Genomic DNA, 6,601 nt, shown 5'->3' with positions numbered 1-6,601 from the left:
AGATGATTTAGGCGCAGATTATATCGCTGTTCATACTGGTTATGACTTACAAGCTGAAGGTCAATCTCCTTTAGAAAGTTTACGTAAAGTTAAATCTGTAATTAGTAATTCTAAAGTAGCAGTTGCAGGTGGTATTAAACCAGATACAATTAAAGATATTGTTGCAGAAAATCCTGATTTAATTATTGTTGGTGGCGGCATTGCAAATGCTGAAGACCCTGTAGAAGCTGCTAAACAATGTCGTGATATTGTAGATGCCCATACAAATGCATAATCAGTTACAATTAATATTAAATAAGATTAAACTAAATAGATAAAAATGCACATGTAGTTGGTGAAAAAATTAGAAAACATTTTATGTTTAAACTTCCTTTTTCTAGTGTATATAGTACTTAGGTTTTAAAATATAATTGAAAGATAGGTTGTATTATGACTAAAAAAGTAGCAATCATTTTAGCAGATGAATTTGAAGATATAGAATTAACCAGTCCAAAAGAAGCATTAGAAAATGCTGGATTCGAGACTGAAGTTATTGGAGATACAGCAAAACATGAACTTGTTGGTAAGCATGGGGAGAAAGTAACTGTAGATGTTAGCATTGCAGATGCGAAACCAGAAAATTATGATGCATTATTAATTCCTGGCGGATTCTCACCCGATCATTTACGTGGTGATGAAGAAGGTCGCTATGGTACATTTACTAAGTATTTTACTCAAAATGATGTACCTACATTTGCGATTTGTCATGGTCCACTTTTACTAGTTGATACTGATGATTTAAAGGGCCGCACAATAACTGGTGTTATCAATGTACGTAAAGATTTATCTAATGCTGGTGCACACGTTGTTGACGAATCAGTTGTAATAGATAACAATATTGTAACGAGTCGTGTCCCAGATGACTTAGATGATTTCAATAGAGAAATTATTAAAAAATTAAAAGCATAATTTTGTAATATCAATCAGTATTTATTATCTAAGAGACTAACAACAAAGTTTATAACTTTGCTGTTAGTCTCTTATTGTTAGGTTTTTATAAAAATAAAATGAACTTAACTTCATTAAGATAACTTATAATCTACGATAAAATATTAGATATTCTACATACTGTTTTTGTAATGTAACCTATTTCGAAATTCTACTAATCTTTTAACTTCATCTATACTATTAATTGTTGAAAATTACAATGGAGGGCAATTTAATTTATGAATGATATTACCATTATAGGAGCTTCACAAAATAATTTAAAAAATATAGATATAACTATACCTAAACATTTGATTACAGTATTTACAGGACGTTCTGGTTCAGGTAAGTCATCACTGGTATTCAGAACAGTAGCTGCTGAATCTGAACAACTTTTAAATGAAAGTTATTCTAGCTATATTCAATTTCATTTAAATCAGCAACCTAAACCAAAAGTAAAAGAAATTAAAAATCTTCCAGTAGCAATGACGATTAGTCAAAAAAGATTTAATGGTAATTCTCGCTCTACTGTAGGTACAGTATCTGATATATACGCCTCTGTTAGATTGTTATGGTCAAGGATAGGTGAACCTTTTGTCGGTTATTCAGATGCCTTTTCATTTAACAGTCCCAATGGTATGTGTGAAACATGTGAAGGATTAGGTTACATTGAAGACATTAATTTAAATGAGCTCTTAGATTGGAACAAATCTTTAAATGAAGGTGCTATTAATTTCCCATCTTTTGGACCTGATAAAGAAAGAGGGAAAGCTTATCGTGATAGTGGTCTGTTTGATAATGATAAAAAATTAAAAGCATATACAAAAGAAGAATTAGATTTGTTTTTGTATCAGGAGCCAATAAAATTAAAAAAACCACCTGAAGAATGGCGGAAATCAGCAAAATATGTGGGACTTATACCTAGGTTTAGAAGAATATTCTTGGGAGATAAAGAATTTAACAAAAAACGTTATGCTAAACATCTTAAAAATGTTGTGGAAAATAAAATTTGTCCAACTTGTAACGGTCAACGTTTAAATTCGAAAATTTTGAGTTGTAAAATTATGGGGAAAAATATTTCAGATTTTACACAAATGACTGTAAAAGAAAATTTAGCATTTCTTAATAAATTAAATAATTCAACAGCCCAGTTTATTATTGAACCACTCCGAAAACAATTAGAAGCACTTGATTATATAGGATTAAGTTATTTAACTCTTGACCGTGTAACCACTTCTTTATCAGGTGGAGAAGCACAACGGCTTAAATTAATACGACATTTAAATAGTTCGCTATCTGATTTGGTTTATATCATTGATGAACCAAGTGTTGGTTTACATCCAGAGGATATTGCAAAAATAAATGAAATTTTGAAATCTTTAAAACATAAAGGTAATACAGTATTAATTGTAGAACATGATCCTGATGTAATTAAAGAAGCAGATTATATCATTGATATGGGACCAAGTTCAGGGGCGCAAGGTGGAGAGATAACGTTTAAGGGAACATACAAAGAATTATTGTCTTCAGATACATCTACTGGGGAAGCACTACGTATCAAACATCACTTAAAAAATGAGATACGTGAAGCAAAGAGTTTTTATCATCTTGGACCAGTGACCCAAAACAATTTGAAGAATGTGACAGTTGATATACCCAAGCATGTTTTGACAGTATTAACTGGAGTAGCAGGTTCTGGGAAAAGTTCACTTGTTAAGGCAGGTTTTGCAAAAAATGATAATGCAGTATTTATGGATCAAAAAGCGATACAAGGTTCCAATCGGTCTAATTTACTAACTTATTTAGGTGTTTTTGACAGAGTCAGAAATTTTTTCAGCAAAGAAACTGGATTAAATAAATCTATGTTTAGTTATAATTCGAAAGGAGCTTGTGCCAATTGTGGTGGTAAAGGTTATATTGAAACAGAACTTGCATTTATGGGTGAATTTTCACAAACATGTGAAGTGTGTCACGGTAAACGTTATAAGCCAGAAGTGTTGAATGCAACTATAGATGGCTATTCTATTGCTGATTTCCTTGAATTGACTGTTGACGAAGGTATAAGATTTTTTGATAAAGAAAATGAAATTCAGTCTAAGTTACAAGCTATAAGTAAAACTGGATTAAATTACGTAACCCTTGGCCAACCTCTATCTACATTATCAGGTGGTGAAATTCAACGCGTTAAATTAGGCCAATATTTAAATGATGATGTTACAGATAGTATTTTTATATTTGATGAACCTACGACAGGTTTACATGAAGCTGATATTCCTATATTGATAAACTGTTTTAATGATCTTATTGAACAAAATAACACTGTTATTTTAATTGAACATAATTTATCAATTATGTGTGATGCTGATTGGATTATAGATGTAGGGCCAGGCCCTGGTCTAGATGGGGGTAAAGTACAATTTAGTGGCTATCCTATAAACTTTGTTAAAGAGAATAAAACATTAACATCTAAGCATTTGAAACTTTATATAGCAAATGATTAAAATTGTTTCATATTTTCATATAGCATTGGTTAGATTTAGAAATTTTGTAACTTAGCGATTCTGAAAATTATCACATGAAATTAATAAAGAAGTCTATATACTGGTTATAATCTGTATATAGACTTCTTTATATATTTATTATTATGGTTTTAGAATTACTTTAATATTATTATCTTTTTTCTGATCGAAAATATCATACGCTTGTTTTGCATCTTCTAAAGGCATTGTGTGAGTTATAATTTCTGTTGGATCAAAAACTTCATTTTTAATCATTTCATATAATTTTGGCATTTGATGAATAACTGGCGCTTGTCCACTTTTTACTTGGACATCTCTATTAAAAATTAAATCTATTGGATAATTGTCTGCAGGTGTACCGTAAATACCAGTTAATTGAATCGTTCCAAATTTTCTTACTGATTCAGCTGCTGTAATAATTGGACTAATATTACCTCGTTGTGCTGAATTTGAACTTATCTCTAAATCATCTTGAGCAACTTGTCCATCCATTCCAACACAATCTATAACGACATCTGCACCACCGCGTGTGCTTTCACGAAGTAATTTTCCTATATTATCTTCTTTAGAAAAATTATATACTTCAGCGCCATTGGATTTTTTGGCATGGTTTAATCTATGTTCTACATTGTCAATGGCAATCACACGTTCAGCGCCTTTTAATTTAGCAAATTTTTGTGCCATTAAACCGATTGGGCCACAACCAAGAACAATAACGGTATCTCCAGATTTTACGCCTGCATGTTCAACACTCCAATAAGCTGTTGGGACAACATCAGATAAAAATAATACTTGTTCGTCTTTCAAATCACTATCTGGAACTTTGAAAGAGGAGAAATCGGCAAATGGGACTCTTAAATACTCTGCTTGACCTCCCCAGTGGTTTCCGTGCATGCCACCAAAACCGAAAAGTCCACCATTATCCATTTTCCAACTTGCCGGTGATGAGTTAGAATTATCACACTGAGACTCCATTTCATTATTACAATAGAAACAATCGCCGCAACCTATGTTAAAAGGTATAACTACTCTATCTCCCTTTTTTAAGGTTTTAACGTCTTTTCCTACTTCTTCTACAATTCCCATTGGCTCATGTCCAATAACAAAACCAGGATCCATAAATAAATCGCCTTGATGATAAAGATGTAAATCAGAACCACATATACCTGAAGCTGTTATTTTTATTATTGCATCCGTTGATTCTTCTATTATTGGATCATGTACTTCACGAACTTCCATATTTTTATGACCTTGATAAGTAACTGCTTTCATTTAAACCACACTCCTTTAAAAAACTTTACCCTTGATATTATAATGTAAACTCAGAAGAATAAATTGATTTATTACTCTTTTTAGAAAATTGTTAGTTTATATGTTGCAAAATACCAAACATCGCATTTATTTAGCCAAAATTAATAAAAAAGTAATTATAGATAAGTTTAATACACGTAAGCAATATACTATATTAGAATAAAATTAAAGATTTATCTAAAAGTAACTATACAGTTTTGAACTATTTATAAGTAACTGCTGATTTTAAAGAAGAATTTGTGCGTGTTTTCTTAAACCGAAATAAAAATCTGAAAAAGCAAAGGATTTTGATGTTTATTGCTTTTAAAAGCTAGTAATTTAAATGAACATTATGTTATTGCTACTTTTTGGGAAATCAAGCTACTTACAAACTATGGCAAGATTCTCGAGAATATAAAGTATCTCATAAGAAAAGAGGGATAAAAAATGTATAGATCAAGATATTTTCGTTAACGAGCATGTTTTGAAATGATTAAGACACTCTTTTTAAAGAAGTATCTTTTTTATATTACTTTATAGCTTAAAAATTTTGAAAAATTTGTTTAATTTTCATACTTACTTTTTTTCGGTGTAGTTAAAGCTACGACAGCTATAATAATAAATAGTCCGTCTACTAGTTGATAGTATCCAAAGGACTCATTTAACCAAGTAATTGAAATGATGGCCAAACCGTCCTCCTTGGCTTTGCAGTACTATCCATAGAACAAATAAAAGCAGCAGTTAAACTGCTTGAAAAAGCATGGTTTGACAAAAATACAAGTAATCATTATAAAGATTAACTTAAAGCGAAGTATAATTATACTTCGCCTTTTTTAATATAGAATCTAATGACCCTATATACACTATTAATATCAGAAAAATATTTTGTGTGTTTAGAGCGTACTTATGTGTCTTTGAGTCGTTCTCTATTTATATCGATCTACTAGTCAATATAAAAACATATCAATATCTGAAAGAGATTATATAAAGTTCGGTTCAATTTTTCTTCTTTTAAAAAACTAACTAATTTTCATTATTAATTAATTTCAAATATTCATCTCCCCATTCACAAATACCATAGACCACATTGTCGAGAGACAAACCAACACTAGTTAATCGATATTCAACTTTTGGAGGGACTACTGGATATATAGTTCTTTTTATTATCATATCCTTTTCAAGCTCCCTTAATTGTCTAATTAACATTCTTTGATTAATATCTGGTAATTTTTTTTCTAATTCACTCAACCTAAGTACTTCTGATTGTAATAAATGATAAATAATAGGGATTTTCCACCTACCACCAATTACTGATAAAGCTAAATCTTTAGAAGTGTAAAATAATTTATTATTATATTCTATTAACAATTTCTTCTCCTCAGTGACATATTTGTCAGTATTGTATTTCCAAAGTTATTATACCATAATGAATATATAATATATAGGAGGTAATAACATATGAAATTACAATTAGCGATTGATTTATTAAATAAAGAGGATGCTGCAGAATTAGCAAATAAAGTTAAAGATTATGTAGATATCGTAGAAATTGGAACACCGATTGTTATAAATGAAGGATTACCAGCTGTACAACATTTAAATGATAATATTGATAGTGTAAAAGTATTAGCAGATTTAAAAATTATGGATGCTGCCGACTATGAAGTAAGCCAAGCAGTTAAATTTGGTGCAGACATAGTAACAATTTTAGGCGTTGCAGAAGATGCATCAATTAAAGCAGCAGTTGATGAAGCACATAAACATGGCAAACAATTATTAGTAGATATGATTGCAGTCCAAGATTTAGAAAAACGTGCGAAAGATTT

At 30.4% G+C, this 6,601-nt stretch carries 6 protein-coding genes and 1 pseudogene; 4 read left to right on the top strand and 3 right to left on the bottom strand.

Annotated elements, in window-relative coordinates:
- The 3 genes from CM54_RS13030 to CM54_RS11750 form a co-directional block, all read left to right on the top strand.
- On the top strand, window positions 1-274 hold a 274-nt coding region (locus CM54_RS13030; protein ID WP_037551397.1), incomplete at its 5' end, for an orotidine 5'-phosphate decarboxylase / HUMPS family protein.
- A 155-nt stretch (window positions 275-429) separates the two neighbouring features.
- Window positions 430-948 carry a type 1 glutamine amidotransferase domain-containing protein gene (locus CM54_RS11755; RefSeq protein WP_017723732.1) on the top strand — a complete coding sequence of 173 codons (519 nt, stop codon included), beginning with the start codon at window positions 430-432 and terminating at the stop codon, window positions 946-948.
- Between the two features lie 257 nt (window positions 949-1,205).
- A complete protein-coding gene (locus CM54_RS11750; RefSeq protein ID WP_037551393.1) occupies window positions 1,206-3,467 on the top strand; it encodes an ATP-binding cassette domain-containing protein in 2,262 nt (753 codons plus the stop codon).
- Between the two features lie 141 nt (window positions 3,468-3,608).
- Here CM54_RS11750 and CM54_RS11745 read toward each other — a convergent pair whose 3' ends face one another.
- The 3 genes and pseudogenes from CM54_RS11745 to CM54_RS11740 all read right to left on the bottom strand — a co-directional run bounded on the left by CM54_RS11745 (window position 3,609) and on the right by CM54_RS11740 (window position 6,143).
- Complete coding sequence (locus CM54_RS11745) at window positions 3,609-4,757, bottom strand: zinc-dependent alcohol dehydrogenase (protein WP_031882782.1); 1,149 nt, start codon at window positions 4,755-4,757, stop codon at window positions 3,609-3,611.
- A gap of 581 nt (window positions 4,758-5,338) precedes the next feature.
- Window positions 5,339-5,461, bottom strand: a pseudogene (locus CM54_RS12695) (EamA family transporter); the annotation flags it as partial.
- A 337-nt stretch (window positions 5,462-5,798) separates the two neighbouring features.
- Complete coding sequence (locus tag CM54_RS11740; RefSeq protein WP_002508649.1) at window positions 5,799-6,143, bottom strand: winged helix-turn-helix transcriptional regulator; 345 nt, start codon at window positions 6,141-6,143, stop codon at window positions 5,799-5,801.
- 90 nt (window positions 6,144-6,233) lie between these two features.
- Here CM54_RS11740 and CM54_RS13025 point away from each other — a divergent pair.
- A partial coding sequence (locus CM54_RS13025) for an orotidine 5'-phosphate decarboxylase / HUMPS family protein (RefSeq protein WP_037551388.1) occupies window positions 6,234-6,601 on the top strand: 368 nt, incomplete at its 3' end.

It is taken from the genome of Staphylococcus sp. TE8 (assembly GCF_000692055.1).
In the GTDB taxonomy this organism is placed as follows: Bacteria; Bacillota; Bacilli; order Staphylococcales; family Staphylococcaceae; genus Staphylococcus; species Staphylococcus capitis.
This window is presented reverse-complemented; position numbering and strand designations above follow the sequence as displayed.